This is a genomic window from Halomonas sp. 1513 (assembly GCA_001971685.1).
Taxonomy (GTDB): Bacteria; Pseudomonadota; Gammaproteobacteria; order Pseudomonadales; family Halomonadaceae; genus Franzmannia.
Window position 1 is genome coordinate 477189 of record CP019326.1, and the last position, 18607, is coordinate 495795.

Consider the following 18607-nt stretch of genomic DNA (forward strand, 5'->3'; position numbering starts at 1 on the left):
TGACCCGAGGATTATAGGGAAGCGGCGAAGGCGCCTCAAACCCGCTAGACGCCGAGTACCTCGATCAGTCGTTCGCGCAGGCGCTGCTGGCGCTCGGGATCGGTCAGCGGTTCGCCGCCCTTGGTGGTGATGAAGAAGACGTCTTCGACGCGCTCGCCGAGGGTGGCGATCTTGGCCGCCGAGAGGGCGATGTCCTGCTCCATGAAGATGCGCCCGACCCGTGCCAGCAGGCCTGGGCGGTCGGGGGCGGTGAGCTCCAGCAGGGTGCGCTCGTTGGCCGGGTCCTGCTCGATCAGCACCTGGGTAGGCACCTTGAAGTGCTTGAGCTGGCGCGGGGTATGGCGGGTGACGATCTGCGGGTAGTCGTCCGGGTCGTCGAGCTCCTCGACCAGATGGCGGCGAATCGCCTCGATGCGCTCGCGGTCGCGGATCGCCTCGCCGTCGTCGTCGAGCACGATGAAGGTGTTGAGCGTCCAGTCGTTGCTCGAGGTGGCGATGCGCGCATCGTGGATCGACAGCCCCAGCTGTTCCATGGCGGCGGCGGTGGCCGCAAACAGGTCGTCCACCGAGCGGGTGTGGATGAACACCTTGGTGCCGCCCTCGGCCATGTCCTCGGTGGGCACGCTGATCAGGATCAGCGGCAGCTGCGAGTCGCCGTGGCCGAGGATGCCCTGGGTCTGCCAGGCGATCTCGCTGGGTGCGTACTGCAGGAAGTAGTCCTCGCCGAGGGACTCCCACAGGCGCTCGACCCGCGCCGGATCGGCGCCGACGCTGGTCAGCAGCGAGCGCGCCTCCTCGCGGGTCTCGCGCACCCAGTCGTCGCGGTCCAGCGGGTTCTCCAGGCCGCGGCGCAGGGCACGCTTGGTCTCGGCGTGGAGCTGGCGCAGCAGGCTGGCGCGCCAGCCGTTCCACAGCGAGGGATTGGTGGCGTTGATATCGGCCACGGTGAGCACGTAGAGGTAGTCGAGGTGCACCTCGTCGCGCACCTGTCGGGCGAAGTCGCGGATCACGTCGGGGTCGGTGATGTCGCGCTTCTGGGCGGTCTTCGACATCAGCAGGTGGTGTTCGATCAGCCAGCTCAGCAGCCGGGTGTCGCGGGGCGACAGGCCGTGGCGCTCGGCGAAGCCCTCGACATCGCGGGCGCCGATCAGCGAGTGGTTGCCGCCGCGGCCCTTGCCGATATCGTGATAGAGCCCGGCGATCCACAGCAGCTCGAGCTTGGGCAGCTGGTGGACCAGGGTCGCCGCCACCGGGAACGCCTCGCGCCCCTCGGGCTCGCGAAAGCACTGAATGAACTTGAGCAGCCGCAGGGTGTGGGCGTCGACGGTGTAGATGTGAAACAGGTCGTGCTGCATCAGGCCCACCGCCTGGCCGAACTCCGGCAGGTACTTGCCGAGCACGCCGTAGCGGTTCATGCGCCGCAGTTGGCGGGCCACGTTGCCGCTGGAGCGCATGAGCTCCATGAACAGGCTCTGGTGGCGCACGTCGTCGCGGAACAGGTCGTCGATGCGGTGGCGGTTGTCGCGAATCAGACGAATCGTCTCGGCACGCACGCCTTCGATCTCCGGGTGCTGCGCCATCAGCAGGAACAGCTCGAGCAGCGCCGCCGGTCGCTGGCGGAAGACCCGCGGGTGACGCGCCTGGATATAGCCGCCCTTGATCTCGAAACGGTCGTTGAGCGGCGTGGTCTCGAGGCGCTCGTCGCCGCGCAGGATCACTTCGTCGAAGTGCTGCAGCAGCATGTCGTTGAGGCCGGCCAGCGCCGTGACGTGGCGGTAGTAGCGCTTCATGAACTGCTCGACGGCGAGGCGCTCAGGCGTGTCGCGGTAGCCGAACAGCTCGGCGATGGCGCGCTGGTGATCGAACAGCAGGCGATCCTCGGCGCGCCCGGTGAGCATGTGCAGCGCATAGCGCACCTGCCACAGGAAGGCCTGACCCTGACTCAGGATGCGCAGCTCGGCGTCGTTCATGAAGCCGTTGTCGACCACGTCCTCGTAGCGCAGGGTGCCGAAATGGCGCTTGGCCACCCAGCCGATCATCTGGATGTCGCGCAGTCCGCCCGGGGAGCTCTTGATATTGGGCTCGAGGTGATACTCGGAGTTGTTGTAGCGGTAGTGGCGGGTGATCTGCTCCTGCCACTTGGCTTCGAAGAAGCGGTCCGCCGGCCATAGCCGGTCGGTGGCGAGGCGCTGGCGCATCGCCTCGCGCAGCTGCTCGCTGCCGGCCAGGGTGCGCGTCTCGAGCAGGTTGGTGATCACCGTGACGTCGGCCTCGGCCTCGCGCTGGCAGTCGTTGAGCGAGCGCACGCTATGGCCGATCTCCAGCCCGATGTCCCACAGGAAGGTGATGAAGTCGGTGAGCGGCTCGCGGTAGGGGGTGTCGTCGTCGTGCTCGAGCAGCAGCAGCAGGTCGATGTCGGAGTGCGGGTGCAGCTCACCGCGGCCGTAGCCGCCGACCGCGAGCAGGGCGATGCCGTGATCGGGCCAGGCGTGGCGCGACCAGGCCACCTGCAGCAGGCGGTCGAGGCACCAGGCGCGGCCGTGGATCAGGTCGCGGATGTCGGCGCCGGCGCGAAAGCGCTCATCGAGCCGCGCCTGGATCCCACGCAGCGCGGCCTTGAACGGTGCAATCGGCGAGCGGCTGCCGTCCAGCTCGGCGCGCAGCGTGGCCTCGTCGAACAGCGTCGTGTCGGGCGTGAAACGGTAGTGGTGCAGCAGCATGTCAGCGGTCGAGGAAGGTGAGGTCTTCCTCACCGCGGGCGGTGAGCACCTCGACGCCGTCGGCAGTGACCAGCAGGGTGTGCTCCCACTGCGCCGACAGGCTGCGGTCCTTGGTCACGGCGGTCCAGCCGTCGCGCAGTACCTTGGTACGGTAGCCACCGACGTTGATCATCGGCTCGATGGTGAAGCACATGCCCTCGGCCAGGGCGATATCGGCCTCCGGGGCGTAGCCGTCGTAGTGCAGGATCTGCGGGTCCTCGTGAAAGCCGGCGCCGATGCCGTGGCCGCAGAAGTCGCGCACCACCGAGTAGCCGTTGGCCTCGGCGTGCTGCTGGATCACCTGGGCCAATGCGGAAAGCCGTACGCCGGGTTTGACCAGGGCGATGCTCTTGTAGAGGCACTCCTGGGTGATGCGGCACAGCCGCTCGCCCTGGATGGTCTCGCCGATCACGAACATCTTGCTCGAGTCGCCGTGGTAGCCGTCGGCGGTCTTGACGGTGATGTCGATGTTCATGATGTCGCCTTTCTTGAGCTTCTTGGCGTCATCGGGAATGCCGTGGCACACCACGTGATTGATCGAGGTGCAGGTGGCGTTGGGGAAGCCGTGGTAGTTGAGCGGGGCCGGCGTCGAGCCCAGCTCGTCGACGATGAACTCGTGACACAGACGGTCGAGCCTGCCGGTGGAGACACCGGCCTCGACGTGGGGGGCGATCATTTCCAGCACGCGGGCGGCCTGGCGACCGGCCTCGCGCATCTTGTCGATTTCCGCTGCGGTCTTGATGGGAACGTTCATGGGGTCTCGAATCTGGAGGCGGGTGACGCGCCGGAAGTGGACGCCAAAGGCGGCCGGCGACTTCATCTCGGTAGCGAACTATGGTATAAAGCCGCGCGCTTTCCTGCAATCGTTGACCGGAGTGCGGACGGGCCTTGAGCGCTCGACGCGGGGAGACGATAATGCGGGGGGCGTATGAACGCCTAAATCACACATGCACCGTCACATGGTCCCGGGTGCCTGCGTCACGCGAGTGCGCTGGTCGGATCCATGGGGTGCATGGAGGCCTAACCCGATTTATCAGGAGTCATCCATGGCACACGTCAATATGCGTGACCTGCTCAAGGCAGGCGCCCACTTCGGTCACCAGACCAAGTACTGGAACCCGAAGATGAGCAAGTTCATCTTCGGTGCGCGCAACAAGATTCACATCATCAACCTCGAGCACACCCTGCCGGCGCTGAACGACGCCATCGGCGTGGTCGAGAAGATGGCCGCTTCCAACAACAAGATCCTGTTCGTGGGGACCAAGCGTTCCGCCAGCAAGATCATCAAGGAAGAGGCGAATCGCGTTGGTCAGCCGTTCGTCAACCACCGCTGGCTGGGCGGCATGCTGACCAACTTCAAGACCATTCGTCAGTCGATCAAGCGCCTGCGCGAGCTCGAAGCGATGCACGAAGACGGCACCTTCGAGAAGCTGACCAAGAAAGAAGTCCTGATGGCCACCCGCGAGCAGGACAAGCTCGAGCGTTCGGTGGGCGGCATCAAGGAGATGGGCGGTCTGCCCGATGCGCTGTTCGTGATCGACGTCGACCACGAGCGGATTGCCATCAACGAGGCCAACAAGCTGGGCATCCCGGTGATCGGTGTGGTCGACACCAACTCCGATCCGGACGGCGTCGACTACGTGATCCCGGGTAACGATGACTCCATCCGCGCCATCCAGATCTACGTCAAGGCCATCGCCGATGCCTGCGGTCGCGCCAAGGAAGGTCGTCCCGACGAGTTCGTTGAAGTCTCGGACGCCGACGCCAGCGAAACCGCCGAGTAATACCGCTGCGCCTGCTGCCGCGCCGTGGGTGCGATGAGCAGGCGAGAAGGGGGGCTTCGGCCCCCTTTTTTCCCGCTGCGCGGGAGATCCGCGTACCGACGTCGAACCAATTTCAGAGGTTATTATCATGGCAGCTATCAGCGCCTCACAGGTCAAGGAACTGCGCGAGCGTACCGGGCTCGGCATGATGGAGTGCAAGAAGGCCCTCACCGAAGCCGGTGGTGACATCGAGCAGGCGATCGAGGACCTGCGCAAGAACTCCGGTCTCAAGGCCGCCAAGAAGGCCGGTCGCACCGCCGCCGAAGGCGCCGTGGTGACCCGCGTGGCCGATGACGGCAGCTACGGCGTGATGGTCGAGATCAACTCCGAAACCGACTTCGTCGCCCGTGACGACAACTTCAAGAGCTTCGCCGACCAGGTCGCCAGCGCACTGTTCGATGCCAAGAGCGACGACGTGGCCGCGCTGATGGCCGGCGACATGGAAGCCACCCGCGAGCAGCTGGTGCAGAAGATCGGCGAGAACATCAGCGTGCGTCGTGCGGTGATGGTCGAGGCCGGCGCCGGCAATCTGGTGGGCGAGTACGTCCACGGCGGCCGCATCGGGGTACTGACCGTGCTCAAGGGTGCCAACGCCGAGGTGGCCAAGGACGTTGCCATGCACGTCGCCGCCATCAACCCGGCCGTGGCACTGCCCGAGAACATGCCCCAGGAGCAGCTCGATCAGGAAAAGGCGATCATCCTGGCCCAGCCGGACATGGCCGGCAAGCCGGAGCAGATCGCCGAGAAGATGGTCCAGGGCCGCCTCAAGAAGTACCTGGCCGAGAACAGCCTGACCGAGCAGCCGTTCGTCAAGGACCCCAACCAGTCCGTCGCCGAGTTCGTCAAGAGCGCCGGCGGTGAAGTGGTCGGCTTCACGCGCTTCGAAGTGGGTGAAGGGATCGAGAAGGAAGAGGTCGACTTCGCCAAGGAAGTAATGGAACAGGCTCGCCGTAGCTGAGGTCTGACTCCATCGACACGTGTTGGCGTGCGCGCAAGCGCACGCCTTCGCGTATCCGGCTGGTGCATGCCAGCCATGCCCGCCCGCATAGCCACCAGGAGAGCTTCCATGCCCACGAGCCACGACCCCCACAGCGCCGAGCGCGGTACCAAGCCCGAGCGCGGTGCCAAGTCGAAGTACAAGCGCATTCTTCTCAAGCTGTCCGGCGAAGCCCTGATGGGCGAGCACGAGTTCGGCATCGATCCGCAGGTGCTGGATCGCATGGCGCTGGAGATCGGCCAGCTGGTAGGGATCGGGGTCCAGGTCGGTATCGTGGTCGGCGGCGGCAACCTGTTCCGCGGTGCGGCGCTCAACGAGGCGGGCATGGATCGTGTCACCGGCGACCATATGGGGATGCTGGCCACGGTGATGAACGCCCTGGCCATGCGCGATGCGCTGGAGCGCTCGAATATCCGCTCGCGGGTGATGTCGGCGATTCCCATGAGCGGGGTCGTGGAGCACTACGACCGTCGCACCGGGATTCGCTACCTGACCTCCGGTGACGTGGTATTGTTCTCCGCCGGGACCGGCAACCCCTTCTTTACCACCGACTCGGCGGCCTGCCTGCGCGGCATCGAGATCGATGCCGACGTGGTGGTCAAGGCCACCAAGGTCGACGGTGTCTACGACAAGGATCCGGTCAAGCACGCCGACGCGGTGAAGTACGAGCACCTGACCTACGATGAGGTGCTCGACCAGAAGCTGGGTGTCATGGATTTGACCGCCATTTGCCTGGTGCGTGACCATGACATGCCGGTTCGCGTATTCGATATGAACAAGCCCGGTGCCCTGCTCAACCTGGTGGTGGGCGGCAAGGAAGGCACGCTGATAGACAGAGGGTAATGACGTGATCAACGATATTCAGAAAGACGCCGAGTCTCGCATGAAGAAGAGTCTCGAGGCGCTGCAGGCCAACTTCCACAAGATCCGTACCGGGCGTGCCCACACCAGCATCCTCGACGCGGTGATGGTGGAGTACTACGGTGGTCAGGTACCGATCAACCAGGTGGCCAGCGTCAACATCGAGGACGCCCGCACGCTGAGCGTATCGCCGTGGGAGAAGGACATGGTGCCCAAGGTCGAGAAGGCGATCATGACCGCCGACCTGGGCCTCAACCCGTCCACCGCGGGCAGCGTGATTCGTGTGCCGATGCCGATGCTGACCGAAGAGACCCGCAAGGGCTACATCAAGCAGGCGCGCAGCGAGGCGGAGCATGCCCGTGTGGCGGTGCGCAACGTGCGGCGTGACGCCAACGGTGACCTCAAGTCGCTGCTCAAGGAGAAGGAGATCTCCGAGGACGAGCAGCACAAGGGCGAGGATGTCATCCAGAAGCTCACCGACAAGTACATCGGCGAGATCGACAGCCTGCTGGAAGCCAAGGAACACGACCTGATGCAGGTCTGAGCGGCTGGCGGGCCACGTGCCCGCCTCTTCCTCTCCCCCGATGCGAGACCCCATGTCCTCAACGCTGTCTTCACAAGAGTGCCGTGATGGCCTGCCGCGCCACGTGGCGGTGATCATGGATGGCAACAATCGCTGGGCGCGTGCCCGCGGCTTCTCCGGCGTGCGCGGTCACCGCGCTGGCGTCGAGTCGGTGCGTGCGGTGATCCGCCGCGCCGCCGAGCGGCGCATCGAGGTGCTCACCCTGTTTGCCTTCTCCAGCGAGAACTGGCGGCGTCCCGCCGATGAGGTCAGCGCCTTGATGGAGCTGTTCCTGTGGGCCCTCAAGCGCGAGGTCAAGAAGCTCCACGAGCACGATATCCGCCTCTCGGTGATTGGTGATCGCAACGGTTTCTCGGCCTCGATCCAGCAGCATATCGAGCGCGCCGAGGCGCTGACCCGCGACAACCGTGGCCTGCATCTGGTGATCGCCGCCAACTACGGCGGCCACTGGGATCTGGCGCGGGCCGCCCGCCGCCTCGCCGAGCGCGTCGAGGCGGGCGAGCTGCGCGCCGCGCAGATCGACGAAGCCGCCCTGGGCGGCCAGGTGTGCCTGGCTGGGGCGCCCGCGGTGGACCTGTGCATCCGCACCAGCGGCGAGCAGCGCATCTCCAACTTCCTGCTCTGGCAGCTGGCCTACGCCGAGTTCTATTTCACGCCGGTGCTATGGCCCGATTTCGACGGCGCCGCCTTCGACCAGGCACTCGAATCCTACTGCGGTCGGCTGCGGCGCTTTGGCATGACCGATGAACAGGTCGAGGCACAGCATGCTTAAACAGCGCATCATCACCGCCCTATGGCTGGCGCCGCTGGTGCTGCTGGGCCTGTTCTGGCTCGACGGCGGCGCCTTTGCGCTGTTCACCGCGCTGATCGTGCTGCTGGCCAGCTGGGAGTGGGTCAACCTGGCCGGCTTCGAAGGCCAGCGTCAGCGCCTGTTGGGCGCCGCGGGCATGGCGCTGCTGATGCTGGTGCTGTGGCTGACGGGCGCCGCACAGGCGAGCTGGCTGCTGTGGCTAGGCGCGCTGGGCTGGCTGGCTAACCTCTACTGGATTATCCACTACCCCGACAAGGGGGCTCAGTGGCAGGCCACGCCGCGACGCCTGGCCATGGGGCTATGGGTGCTGCTGCCGTGCTGGGTCGGTTTCATCGCGCTGCGCGAGAGCGGCGCCGTGTGGCTGCTGTTCGTGCTGCTGCTGGTGTGGTGCGCGGATACCGGCGCCTACTTCGCCGGCCGCGCCTACGGCCGGCGCAAGCTGGCGCCGCGGGTCAGCCCCGGCAAGTCCTGGGAGGGCGTGGCCGGCGGCCTGGCGGCGACCACCCTGCTAGCGCTGCTGTTCGCGACCTGGCAGTCGTTGGGCCTGGGGCAGGGCCTGGCACTGGTGATGATCACCTGGCTGGTGACGCTGATCTCGGTGCTCGGCGACCTGCTCGAGAGCATGCTCAAGCGCTACCGCGGCATCAAGGACTCCAGCGCCCTGCTGCCCGGCCATGGCGGCGTGCTCGATCGCATCGACAGCCTGACCGCAGCGGTGCCGTGGTTTGCGCTGCTCGGCAGCTGGCTGTGACGCGCGGGTGGGCCACATGAGCGATTCACCTCAGCTTGTCAGCGTGCTGGGCGCCACCGGCTCGATCGGTACCAGCACCCTGGATGTCATTGCCCGTCATCCCGACCGCTACCGCCTGCACGCCCTCACCGCCCATACCTCGCGCGAGGCGCTGCTGGTACTGTGCCGTCGGCATCGGCCGGACGTGGCGGTGCTGGCCTTCGAGGCCGACGCCGCCTGGCTACGCGACAAGCTGGCCGAAGAGCGGCTCGCCACCGAGGTGCGCGCCGGTGAGGCGGCGCTGGTCGAGGTCGCCGAGGCCGGCGAGGTCGATGTGGTCATGGCGGCCATCGTCGGCGCTGCTGGCCTGCTGCCGACGCTGGCCGCGGTGCGCGCCGGAAAGCGCGTGCTGCTGGCCAACAAAGAGGCACTGGTGATGGGCGGGGCGCTGTTCATGGACGCGGTGGCGTCCCATGGCGCGACCCTGCTGCCGATCGATTCAGAACACAATGCCATCTACCAGTGTCTACCCGCTGAGCACCGCGGCGGACTGACGCGCCACGGCGTCACCCAGCTGCTGCTGACGGCCTCCGGCGGACCCTTCCTGGGTTGGACCCCGAATCAGCTGGCGGCCGTGACGCCGTCCCAGGCCTGCGCCCATCCCAACTGGTCGATGGGCCGCAAGATTTCGGTGGATAGCGCGACGCTGATGAACAAGGGGCTCGAGCTGATCGAGGCTTGCTGGCTGTTCGACGCGCGGCCCGAGCAGGTCCAGGTGGTGGTCCACCCGCAGAGCGTGATCCACTCGATGGCCGCTTACAGCGACGGCTCGGTGATCGCCCAGTTGGGCAACCCCGACATGCGCACGCCGATCGCCTACGGGCTGGCCTGGCCGCAGCGCATCGACGCCGGCGTCGAGCCGCTCGACCTGTTCCAGGTGGCGCGGCTCGACTTCCAGGCGCCGGACGAGACGGCCTTCCCCTGCCTGCGCCTGGCCCGCGAGGCGATGATGGACGGCGGCACGGCGCCGGCGGTGCTCAATGCGGCCAACGAGGTGGCGGTGGACGCCTTCCTCGCCGGCCAGCTGCCCTTTACCGCGATTGCCGAGCTGGTGGCGCGGGTACGCGAGGCGCGACCGGTGCTGGCCGTGAATGAGCTGGCGACGATCCTCGACGAGGACCGCCAGGCGCGTCAGGCTGCCCAGGCGATTCTGGCGCGGATGCTCGAGGAGACGACCTAAGATGGGCGTGATACAGAATATCCTGGCGGTGATCGTGGTCCTCGGCGTGCTGATCACCTTCCACGAATATGGCCACTTCTGGGTGGCGCGGCGCTGTGGGGTGAAGGTGCTGCGCTTCTCGGTGGGCTTCGGCAAGCCGCTGTGGTCGCGGGTCGACCGCCACGGCACCGAATTTGCCGTGGCGGCGATCCCGCTGGGCGGCTACGTCAAGATGCTCGACGAGCGCGAGGCGCCGGTGGATCCCGCCGAGCAGCACCAGGCCTTTAACCGCAAGACGGTGTGGCAGCGCATCGCCATCGTGGCGGCCGGGCCGCTGGCCAATTTCCTGCTGGCGATCGTCGCCTACTGGCTGATGTTCGTGGTCGGCACCACCACGGTGGCGCCGGTGGTGGGCAGCGTGGCCCCGGGCTCGCCGGCGGAGCAGGGTGGGCTCAGCCCCGGACAGGAGATCGTCGCGGTGCAGGGCGAGTCGGTGCGCTCCTGGGACGAGATCAACCTCAAGCTGATTGCGGCCATCGGCCACAGCGGAGCGCTGTCGCTGAGCGCCCGCGACGAGGGCAGCAGCAGCGCCCGCGAGTATCAGCTGCCGGTGGACAACTGGCTGGTACGGCAGGATCCACCGCAGCCGCTGCCGAGCCTGGGGCTCGAGCCCTGGCGACCGCCGTTCCCGGCGGTGCTGGGCCAGATCCTCGACGGTGAGGCCGCCGGCCAGGCCGGTCTCCAGCCCGGCGACCGGGTGCTGACGGTGGACGGCGAGCCGGTCGACGACTGGCTGCACTTCGTCGATCTGGTCCGCGCCAGCCCGGGTGATACCCTGGCGGTCGAGGTAGCGCGTAACGGCGAGACCCTGGGCGTCGAGTTGACGCCCGGGCGCAACGAGATCGAGGACGGCGTGGCGATCGGTTATATCGGTGCCGGCGTCGAAGCGGTGGAGTGGCCCGAGGAGTATCGTCGCGAAATCCGCTACGGGCCACTGGCCGCGGTCGGCCAGTCGCTGTCGCGCACCGGCGAGATGTCGCTGCTCACCGTCGACGCCATTCGCAAGATGTTCGTCGGCCTGATCTCGCCGTCCAACCTCTCCGGGCCGATCACCATCGCCCGGGTGGCCGGCGACTCGGCGCGCACCGGCCTGGAGACCTTCGTCAGCTTCCTGGCCTATCTGTCGATCAGCCTGGCGATTCTCAACCTGCTGCCGATTCCGATCCTCGACGGTGGCCATCTGGTCTACTATGCCGTCGAGGCGGTGCGCGGCAAGCCGGTATCGGAGCGCGTCCAGGCCATGGGGCTGCGTATCGGCGTGGCGCTGGTCGGCAGCCTGATGCTGATGGCGCTGTATTTCGACCTGATGCGGCTATGGTGACACACGACCCGCGGCAGGGTTCGGCGGGCCGCGGCTTGTCAGAACCCTGCACAAATGTATATGGTGCCTGTTCCACACGCGGGCAGACCAACTCGAGCGAATCGACTGCATGAAACTCAAGACCATCGGATTGGCGGCGCTGCTGCTTACCAGCGCCCAGGTAGCGCTGGCAGACTCTTTCAATGTTTCCGACATCCGCGTAGAGGGCCTGCAGCGAGTTTCTGCAGCCTCCGTGTTCAATGCCTTCCCCGTCAGCACCAGCGACCGCGTCGACGAGCGCGAGCTGGCCAGTGCCGCACGCGAACTGTTCGCCACCGGTCTGTTCGACGACGTCCAACTGGCCCGCGACGGCGACATCCTGATCATTCAGGTGGTCGAGCGCCCCTTTATCACCGCGCTGAGCATCACCGGCAACTCGCAGATCTCCGAGTCCGACCTGCGTGACGGCCTGAGCGATGCCGGCCTCGCCGAAGGCCAGGTGCTGCAGCTCTCCACCCTCGAGGAGATCCAGCGCGAACTGGAGCAGGTCTACCAGGCCCAGGGGCGCTACAGCGCGCGTATCGAGACCAGCGTCGACGAGATCGATGAGAGTCGGGTGCGCGTCAACGTCGATATCAACGAAGGCGCGGTGGCTTCGATTCGCCAGATCAACATCGTCGGCAACCAGGCCTTCGACGACGATACCCTGCGCGACCAGTTCGAGCTCAACGACCGTCCGGGCCGTTTCTTCGGCTGGTTCTCGCGCGATGAATACTCCCGCGAGGCGCTGTCCGGGGACCTCGAGCGGCTGCGCTCCTATTATCTCGATCGCGGCTACGTCAATTTCGATATCAGCTCGACCCAGGTCTCGATCAGTCCCGACAAGTCGGAAATCTTCATTACCGTCAACGTCGACGAAGGGCAGCAGTTCCGGCTCGGCAATATCCGCTTCGCCGGCGACCTGGAGATTCCCGAATCCGAGGCCCGCGAGCTGATCACCGCCGAATCCGGCGAGATCTTCTCGCGCAGCGACATCACTGCCTCCTCCGAAGCGCTGCGCTCGCGCCTCGGCGCCGAGGGCTTCGCCTTCGCCAACGTCGATGCTCGCCCACAGCCCTCCGCCGACGGCGAGACGGTGGACGTGGTGTTCAACGTCAACCCGGGCCAGCGTGCCTACGTGCGGCGCATCAACTTCGAGGGTAACACCACCACCGAAGACGAGGTGCTGCGCCGCGAGATGATCCAGATGGAGGGCGCGCCGGCCTCCACCGACCAGATCCGCCAGTCGCGCCAGCGCCTCGAGCGGCTGGGCTTCTTCCGCCAGGTCGACGTCGACACCCAGCCGGTGCCCGGCGAGAGCGACCTGCTCGACGTGACCTACAACGTCGAGGAGCAGCCGTCGGGCTCGATCTCGGCCAGCGTCGGCTTCTCGCAGAGCGCCGGCGTAATCTACGGTGCGGCGCTGTCGCAGAACAACTTCCTCGGCAGCGGTAACCGGGTCAACGTCGGTGCCCAGCGCAGCGACACCTTCACCAGCCTCAACTTCGGCTTCACCGACCCCTACTGGACCCTGGACGGCATCTCACGCGGCTATAACCTCTACTACCGCGAGACCGACTTCGAAGACTCGGATATCTCCACCTACTCCACCGACGCCTACGGCGCCGGGATCAACTTCGGCTATCCGATCAACGAGCTGGCGCGCCTCAATTTCGGTGCCACGGTGGAAGATCTGACGGTCAAGACCTACAACGATACCGCCTCGGAAATCGTGCGCTACGTGGATGACCAGGGCGCCGGCGCCCAGAGTCTCAAGCTGACCGCCAGCTGGACACGCAACAACCTCAACCGCGGCGTGATGCCCACCGCCGGCAACTATCAGCGTATCTCGCTGGAAACTGCCGCGCCCGGCAGCGACGCCGAGTACTACAAGCTGCGTGCCCGCGCCCAGCAGCTGTTCGAGCTCAATAACGACTGGTCGCTGAAGTTCGGCGGTACCCTGGGCTACGCCGACACCATCGGCAACGACCCCTATCCGTTCTACGAGAACTTCTTCTCCGGCGGCCTGGGCTCAGTACGTGGCTTCACCGGCAACACCCTGGGCCCGCGCACCACGCCGCGCGGCGGCGGTAACGACCGCACCCTAGGCGGCAACGTGCTGGTCGAAGGCTCCGCCGAGCTGCTGTTCCCGACGCCGTTCATGGAGGATCAGCGCTCGGTGCAGACCGGTTTCTTCCTGGATGCCGGTAACACCTTCCTGACCGACTGCTACGACGTGCTCGACGGCGACCAGTCGCGCTGTGAATCGGGCGTCGATCTCAGCGAGCTGCGCTACAGTGTGGGTATCGGCCTGTCGTGGCTGACGCCGGTAGGCCCGCTGACCTTCAGCATCGCCGAGCCGCTCAACGACAAGGAAGGCGACGATACCCAGTTCTTCCAGTTCTCGCTGGGCCAGACCTTCTAAGCCGGTTACCATGGAATGCCCGAACGGGGCACGTTTTTCAGGAGAGTGGTGTCATGCGTAAGGTAATGGGTATCTTGTCCCTAGGGCTGTTCGGCCTGCTGGCGTCCGCCGCTCAGGCGGCAGAGGTGGCGGTGGTCGATTGGCGCCAGGCGCTGATGGAAACTCGCTCCGCTCAGCAGTCGATGAGCCAGCTCGAGAGCCAGATCGGCGGCCAGCAGCAGCAGGCTCAGGCGCTGGGTGAGGAGCTGCAGCAGCTTCAGGAGCGCCTCCAGCAGGATGGCGCGGTGATGTCCGACAGCGAGCGTCAGTCGCTGATGCAGGAAGGCCAGCAGAAGGAGCAGCAGTTCGTCGAGCTGCGTCAGCAGATCATGCAGGCTCAGCAGCAGGCCGAGCAGGCCTTCCTGCAGGACGCCGAGCCCAAGCTCGAGCGTGCCGTCGATGAGCTCATGGCGCGTCACGGCATTGACGTGTTGATGGATATCAATGGCATCATCAACACCAATCAGGATCTGATGAATCTCACCGACGAAGTGACCCAGATCCTCGACTCGATGAACTAAGTGCCCGCCCGCAAGGGCGGGGCCTCGCCTCCTTCAGCCGATTCAGGTTCCATGACCGACGCCATCTCTCACTGCTACACGCTGCACGAGCTCGCCGAGCGCCTGGGCGCCGGCGTGATCGGTGACGGCAGCCGGCAGGTCAGCGGCCTGGCCACGCTCAGCGATGCTGGGCCCGACGAGATCAGTTTCCTGGCCAACAAGGCCTACCTCAAGTACCTGACCCACACCCGCGCCGCGGCGGTGCTGCTGCATCCCAGCCATGCCGAGGAGTGCCCGGTCACCTGCCTGACCCTCGACAACCCCTACCTCGGCTATGCCGAGCTGTCGCGGCTGTTCGATCCGCTGGCCAATCGTCCCGGCCAGGGCGTGCACGCCTCGGCGGTGATCGAGCCCGGCGCGTCGCTGGGCGCCGATGTTCAGGTCGGCCCCCAGGCGGTGGTCGAAGCGGGGGCGGTGATTGGCGACCGCACGGTGATCGGCCCGGGCAGCGTGGTGGGGGCCGATAGCCAGATCGGCGCCGACTCGCGACTGCATGCCAACGTCACGGTGTGCCACGGCGTGGTGATCGGCGAGCGTGCCATTCTGCACAGCGGCTGCGTGATCGGCGGCGACGGCTTCGGCTTTGCCCACGACGGCAGTCGCTGGCACAAGATCGCCCAGCTCGGCAGCGTGATCATGGGCGATGACGTCGAGGTCGGCAGCTGTTCGAGCATCGACCGTGGTGCCCTGGGGGATACCCTGATCGGCAATGACGTCAAGATCGACAGCCAGGTGCAGATCGCCCACAACGTGCAGATCGGCGACCACAGCGCGCTGGCCGGCTGCGTGGGCATTGCCGGCTCCACCAAGGTCGGCAAGCACTGCATGCTGGGCGGTGGCGTGGGACTCTCCGGGCATCTCACGATTTGCGACAAGGTACAGGTCACCGGCATGAGCCTGGTCACCAATTCGATTCATGAACCGGGTGTCTATTCGTCCGGCACCGGCGCCATGAGCAACGCCCAGTGGCGCAAGAACGCCGTGCGCTTCAAGCAGCTCGATGACATCGCCAAGCGGCTGGTACGTCTGGAAAAGCACCACGGCGGCCGTTGAGTCTCGCCGGGCTGCCGGTATAATCGCTGTCCCGGCCAGGGAGGCACCCGCCGCCGCTGCATACTCACGCAAGTGAGTCGTTTCGCTATTTCAGAGGTCGCATCGATGGTAATGGACATCAACGAGATTCGTGAGTATCTGCCTCACCGCTACCCCTTTCTGCTGATCGATCGCGTCACCGAACTGCAACTCGGCGAACTGATCCGCGGCTACAAGAACGTCAGCATCAACGAGCCGTTCTTCAACGGTCACTTCCCGCATCACCCGATCATGCCCGGCGTGCTGGTCATCGAGGCGATGGCCCAGGCGTGCGGCATCCTGGGCTTCAAGACGGTCAACAAGCTGCCCGCCGACGGCTATGTCTACTACCTGGTGGGCAGCGACAACGTGCGTTTCAAGCGGCCGGTGATGCCCGGTGACCGGCTGCATATCGAAGCCAAGGTGATCCGCGAGAAGCGCGGCATCTGGAAGTTCGCTTGCCGTGCCAGCGTCGATGACGAGCTCGCCTGCGAAGCCGAAATCATCTGTGCCGAGAGGAAGGTTGCTTGATTCATCCCACCGCGCTCGTTGACTCCGCCGCCCGGCTGGCCGATGACGTCGAGGTCGGCCCGTTCAGCGTGATCGGGCCCGACGTCGAGATCGGCCCCGGTTCGCAGATCGGCCCCCACGTGGTGATCAAGGGCCCTACCGTGCTTGGCGCGCGGACGCGCATCTTCCAGTTCGCCTCGGTGGGTGAGGATTGCCAGGACAAGAAATACGCCGGCGAGCCGACCCGCCTGGTGATGGGTGACGACAACGTGATCCGTGAAGGCGTGACCCTGCACCGCGGCACCGCTCAGGACCGCGGCGAGACCACCATCGGTTCGCGCAACCTGTTCATGGCCTATGCCCATGTCGGCCACGACTGTGTGATCGGCAGCGACTGCATCCTGGCCAACCAGGTGACCCTGGCCGGCCACGTCAAATTGGGGGACTTCGCGATCCTCGGCGGGCTCGCGGCGGTGCACCAGTTCTGCCACTTCGGTACCCACGCCATGGCCGGCGGCGGTTCGATCATCACCAAGGACACCCCGGCCTTCGTGATGATCAACGGCAACCCCGCCGAGGCCCGCGGTCTCAATCTTGTCGGACTCAAGCGCCGCGGCTTCTCCCGCGAAGCGCTGAATGCACTGAGCGAGTCCTACAAGCTGGTCTATCGCCAGGGCCTCACCGTCGAACAGGCGCTGTGCGAGATGCGCAGCCGCTTCGACCTGCCGGAGGTCGACACCTTCATCACCTCCATCGAAGTGTCCACTCGCGGTATCACTCGCTAGGCATGGCCAGTCCTGCACTCAAGGTCTACCTGGTCGCCGGCGAACTGTCCGGCGATATCCTCGGCGCCAGCCTGATGCGCGCGCTAAAGGCGCGCTACCCAGAGGTCTCCTTTCGCGGCATCGGTGGCCCACGCATGCTGGCCGAAGGCATCGACAGTCGTTACCCGCTGGAGACCCTCTCGGTCATGGGCCTGGTCGAGGTGCTCAAGCACCTGCCGCGGCTGATCGGCGTGCGTCGCGAGCTCAAACGCGATGCGTTGGCCTGGCGGCCCGACATCATGCTCGGCATCGATGCGCCGGACTTCAACCTGGGCCTCGAGCGCCAGCTGCGCGAGGCCGGTATCACCACCGCCCACTACGTCAGCCCCTCGGTATGGGCCTGGCGCCAGGGCCGGGTCAAGGGCATCGCCAAGTCGGTGGATGCCATGCTCACCTTCCTGCCCTTCGAGGCGGCGTTCTATGCGCACCACCGGGTGCCGGTGGCCTTCGTCGGCCACCCGCTGGCCGACGACCTGCCGCTGGAGACCGATCGCGCGGCGATGCGCCGCGAACTCGGCCTGCGTGAAGACGGCGAGCTGCTGGCGCTGCTGCCCGGCTCGCGGGCCAACGAGATTCGGTTCCTGGGGGCCACCTTCCTCGAGGCAGCCGAACGGCTCAGCGAGGCGCGGCCGAGCCTGCAGCTGGTGGTGCCGGCGGCGACCCCGCAGCGGCGCCGCGAGCTCACAGCGCTGCTCGACGAACGCCCGGCGCTGGCCGCACGCCTGACCCTGCTCGACGGCTGCTCCCGCGAGGCCATGGTGGCGGCGGATGCCGTGCTGCTGGCCTCGGGCACCGCGGCGTTGGAGGCGATGCTCTGCCACCGGCCGATGCTGGTGGCCTACAAGATGGCGCCGGCCACCCACTGGCTGGCCAAGCGCCTGGTCAAGACAGAGTGGATCTCGCTGCCCAACCTGATCGCCCGCGAAGCGCTGGTGCCGGAGCTGATCCAGGATGCCGCCAGCCCCGAGGCGATTGCCGCCAGCCTCGATGCGATGCTCGCTGACAGCGCGGGGCGCGCGGCGCTCGAGTCACGCTTTGCCGAGATGCACGCCGGCTTACAGCGCGGCGCCAGCGAGCGGGCGGTGGACGCCATCGCAGCGCTGATTGCCGGCGATCCGCTGCCCGACAGCGTGGCCCCGGAGGCCATCGCCGAGGGGCTGTCGTGAAGAAGGCGACGCTGCCGCCGTTGGTGGTCGACTACCGCGGCGAGCGCCTGGCCGGGGTCGACGAGGTGGGGCGCGGGCCGCTGGTCGGCAGCGTGGTGGCGGCGGCGGTGATCCTCGATCCGGCGCGCCCGATCGAGGGGCTCAACGACTCCAAGGCGCTCAGCGCCAAGCGCCGCGAGGCGCTGGACGCCGAGATTCGTGAGCGGGCGTTGGCCTTCGCGGTGGCCGAGGCCAGCGCCACCGAGATCGACGAACTCAATATCTACCACGCCACCCACCTGGCCATGCGCCGCGCCATCGACGCCCTGGCGCCGGCCGCCGAATACCTGCTGGTGGACGGCAATCGCCTGCCCGGGCATCATGTTCCTGGCCAGGCGGTGGTCAAGGGCGATGCCCGCCATCCGGCCATCGCCGCCGCCTCGATACTCGCCAAGGTCGCCCGGGACGCCGACATGGCGGCGCTGGATGCCCGGCATCCCGACTACGGCTTTGCTCGCCACAAGGGCTACCCGACCCGCGAGCATCTGGCGGCCCTGGAGCGCCTCGGCGCGCTGCCTGAACACCGCCGCTCCTTCGGCCCGGTCAAGCGCCAGCTGGCACTGTTCTAGGCCAACGAATCGATACTGATAGCGAGGGCGCAGGGGATAGGCCGAAGGGGAGATCCGATTCCAGGGAAGGAATCGGTAGCGTACAAGGAGGTATTTACAGCGCCTCCCCGCAGGCCTGTCGCCGGATCAGCCCGAGCGGGGCCGGTCTCACAGTCGTTGGATCAGCGCCGAGCGTGCAGCATAGGCAAGCGACGAGCGGGCCGCATAGGCAAGCGCCGGATC

17 protein-coding genes are annotated in these 18607 nt (G+C 66.4%); 15 read left to right on the top strand and 2 right to left on the bottom strand.

Annotation, left to right across the window (positions count from 1 at the left end):
- Positions 1–44 precede the first annotated feature (44 nt).
- Entirely contained in the window at positions 45–2720 is a 2676-nt protein-coding gene (locus BWR19_02215; GenBank protein ID APX91854.1) for a [protein-PII] uridylyltransferase, read from the bottom strand.
- 1 nt (position 2721) lies between these two features.
- Entirely contained in the window at positions 2722–3513 is a 792-nt protein-coding gene (locus BWR19_02220; GenBank protein ID APX94862.1) for a type I methionyl aminopeptidase, read from the bottom strand.
- 292 nt (positions 3514–3805) lie between these two features.
- On the opposite strand from BWR19_02220, the gene BWR19_02225 reads away from it, so the two are divergent.
- The 15 genes from BWR19_02225 to BWR19_02295 all read left to right on the top strand — a co-directional run bounded on the left by BWR19_02225 (position 3806) and on the right by BWR19_02295 (position 18385).
- Complete coding sequence (locus BWR19_02225) at positions 3806–4543, top strand: 30S ribosomal protein S2 (protein ID APX91855.1); 738 nt, start codon at positions 3806–3808, stop codon at positions 4541–4543.
- 127 nt (positions 4544–4670) lie between these two features.
- Positions 4671–5540: a translation elongation factor Ts gene (locus BWR19_02230; protein APX91856.1), complete on the top strand. Its 870-nt coding sequence runs from the start codon at positions 4671–4673 to the stop codon at positions 5538–5540.
- A 108-nt stretch (positions 5541–5648) separates the two neighbouring features.
- The gene (locus tag BWR19_02235; GenBank protein APX91857.1) at positions 5649–6422 is read left to right on the top strand and encodes a UMP kinase; all 774 of its coding nucleotides are present in this window, start codon (positions 5649–5651) and stop codon (positions 6420–6422) included.
- A gap of 4 nt (positions 6423–6426) precedes the next feature.
- Positions 6427–6984 (top strand): ribosome recycling factor, encoded by a 558-nt coding sequence (locus tag BWR19_02240; protein APX91858.1) that lies wholly within the window; start codon positions 6427–6429, stop codon positions 6982–6984.
- A gap of 40 nt (positions 6985–7024) precedes the next feature.
- Positions 7025–7795 carry a di-trans,poly-cis-decaprenylcistransferase gene (locus tag BWR19_02245; GenBank protein APX91859.1) on the top strand — a complete coding sequence of 257 codons (771 nt, stop codon included), beginning with the start codon at positions 7025–7027 and terminating at the stop codon, positions 7793–7795.
- Positions 7788–8585: a phosphatidate cytidylyltransferase gene (locus BWR19_02250; GenBank protein ID APX91860.1), complete on the top strand. Its 798-nt coding sequence runs from the start codon at positions 7788–7790 to the stop codon at positions 8583–8585. The genes BWR19_02245 and BWR19_02250 overlap by 8 nt, the downstream gene beginning before the upstream one ends.
- Positions 8586–8601: 16 nt before the next feature.
- Positions 8602–9804, top strand: coding sequence for a 1-deoxy-D-xylulose-5-phosphate reductoisomerase (locus BWR19_02255; GenBank protein ID APX91861.1), 1203 nt, complete (start codon positions 8602–8604; stop codon positions 9802–9804).
- Position 9805: 1 nt separating this feature from the next.
- A complete protein-coding gene (locus BWR19_02260) occupies positions 9806–11164 on the top strand; it encodes an RIP metalloprotease RseP (GenBank protein ID APX91862.1) in 1359 nt (452 codons plus the stop codon).
- A gap of 130 nt (positions 11165–11294) precedes the next feature.
- Complete coding sequence (locus BWR19_02265) at positions 11295–13607, top strand: outer membrane protein assembly factor BamA (GenBank protein APX94863.1); 2313 nt, start codon at positions 11295–11297, stop codon at positions 13605–13607.
- Between the two features lie 53 nt (positions 13608–13660).
- Entirely contained in the window at positions 13661–14167 is a 507-nt protein-coding gene (locus tag BWR19_02270) for a molecular chaperone Skp (GenBank protein APX91863.1), read from the top strand.
- A 51-nt stretch (positions 14168–14218) separates the two neighbouring features.
- Positions 14219–15259: a UDP-3-O-(3-hydroxymyristoyl)glucosamine N-acyltransferase gene (locus BWR19_02275; GenBank protein ID APX91864.1), complete on the top strand. Its 1041-nt coding sequence runs from the start codon at positions 14219–14221 to the stop codon at positions 15257–15259.
- 105 nt (positions 15260–15364) lie between these two features.
- The gene (locus BWR19_02280) at positions 15365–15808 is read left to right on the top strand and encodes a 3-hydroxyacyl-[acyl-carrier-protein] dehydratase FabZ (GenBank protein APX91865.1); all 444 of its coding nucleotides are present in this window, start codon (positions 15365–15367) and stop codon (positions 15806–15808) included.
- Complete coding sequence (locus tag BWR19_02285) at positions 15805–16572, top strand: acyl-[acyl-carrier-protein]--UDP-N-acetylglucosamine O-acyltransferase (protein APX91866.1); 768 nt, start codon at positions 15805–15807, stop codon at positions 16570–16572. The genes BWR19_02280 and BWR19_02285 overlap by 4 nt, the downstream gene beginning before the upstream one ends.
- A gap of 2 nt (positions 16573–16574) precedes the next feature.
- Positions 16575–17777, top strand: a complete 1203-nt coding sequence (locus BWR19_02290) for a lipid-A-disaccharide synthase (GenBank protein ID APX91867.1) — start codon at positions 16575–16577, stop codon at positions 17775–17777.
- Entirely contained in the window at positions 17774–18385 is a 612-nt protein-coding gene (locus tag BWR19_02295; GenBank protein ID APX91868.1) for a ribonuclease HII, read from the top strand. The genes BWR19_02290 and BWR19_02295 overlap by 4 nt, the downstream gene beginning before the upstream one ends.
- Positions 18386–18607 lie beyond the last annotated feature (222 nt).